The sequence below is a fragment of the Spirosoma aerophilum genome (genome assembly GCF_054782495.1).
In genome coordinates this window covers 1-1,416 of the sequence record NZ_BAAGSJ010000014.1, presented here as the reverse complement: position 1 = coordinate 1,416, position 1,416 = coordinate 1, and the positions used below count along the sequence as shown (strand labels likewise).

General features: G+C 44.9%; 2 protein-coding genes. Both read left to right on the top strand.

Annotated elements, in window-relative coordinates; all coding sequences use genetic code 11:
- Window positions 1–357 precede the first annotated feature (357 nt).
- The gene (locus ACYVK4_RS21550; RefSeq protein WP_461129631.1) at window positions 358–933 is read left to right on the top strand and encodes an IS110 family transposase; all 576 of its coding nucleotides are present in this window, start codon (window positions 358–360) and stop codon (window positions 931–933) included.
- Window positions 896–1,303, top strand: coding sequence for a transposase (locus tag ACYVK4_RS21545; RefSeq protein ID WP_461129630.1), 408 nt, complete (start codon window positions 896–898; stop codon window positions 1,301–1,303). The genes ACYVK4_RS21550 and ACYVK4_RS21545 overlap by 38 nt, the downstream gene beginning before the upstream one ends.
- Window positions 1,304–1,416: the final 113 nt, after the last annotated feature.

The window sequence follows — 1,416 nt, the reverse complement described above, 5'->3', positions numbered from 1 at the left end:
TTTCTTTTTCTAGCTACCTTCGCTTACTCACAAATGAGAGCTAGCCTACTGCTTCGACGGTCCGCCGCAGCGACAGGCCCCACAGAGTTGCCTTAAAGCGTATGCCAGGGAAGACCTATCAGTAGATCCAAGCCTCTGTGTGGTTCCTCGAACGCCAGATTCAAATAGAAATGAGGGTTTCCAGGCCCATTAGAAAGGTAATGAAGTCTGTTCGGGAAAGTGGTTGTATCTGTAAACATTAACCCTGCTTTATCATGGAACACCCAAATCAGTATCGCTATTTCATTGGCGTTGACGTATCGAAAAGCGAATTAGACTTTGCGGTGGTCGAGGCAAATCAGCCGGGCCGCCGGAGCGGTGCTTTTTCATGTTGAAGTCAGTAATAACAAAAAAGGTATCCAAGACTTCTTTCGCCAACTCAAAGCTTTAGATCAGGGTGACATCAAACACAGCCTTTTCTGTCTTGAGCACACGGGTATTTACAATAACCCACTCTTATCATTCCTTTTCCAAAAGCAAGCAGCTATCTGGGTTGAAAAGGCTACTCAAATCCGGGAAAGTATGGGCGTGAGCCGCACTAAAAATGACAAAGTTGATGCCATTAAAATTGCCCGATATGCCTACAAAAACAGAGAGGATGCACAGCTATGGCATCCTAAACGGGAAGTGATTGAACAACTTGATCGCTTAACGGCTATGCGCAAACGGTTAGTCAGTGCTATTCACATGCTTAAAGTACCCCTAAATGAATCAGCTGATTTCGTAACTAAGATAGAAGCGAAAACTGATGTTAAAGCTTGTACTCATTCCCTCCTGGCCTTACAGAAAGACTTGAAAGGAGTTGATAAGTCGATCAAAGAAGTCATCAAATCTGACCCAGAATTGCATGATTTGTTTGAGATCGTTACCGCCCCGGCGGCCCGGCTCCATTAAGGGAGTGGGGGTCACAGTAGCTACCGAAGTTATCATCACAACGAATGAGTTTAAAGATATAACTGACCCAAAGAAGTTTGCTTGTTATGCGGGGGTGGTCCCCTTCGAACAGAGCTCGGGCCGAAAACGAGGGAAGCCTCAGGTAAGTCGGATTGCTAACAAAAAGGTAAAAGCGCTACTGCATCTGGCGGCCTTATCGGCCAGTCTACACTCGGATGAGTTTAAAACCTACTTCAACCGAAAAGTCGCTGAGGGCAAGAATAAGATGTTAGTGCTCAATAACATCCGCAATAAAATTGTCCTACGCATTTTCGCTTGCGTCCGGCGCGGGCAGAAATATGAAAATATTTATCCTTCCCCTGTTGTATGAATCATAGAAATCTACTGAAAGGAGCTTACAATTATTAGAATTAGCCGTCCTATAAAACGCTCGTGGCTGTTGCACAACTCCGCTTTCTACATCGATTTTTCAGCGTCTGAATT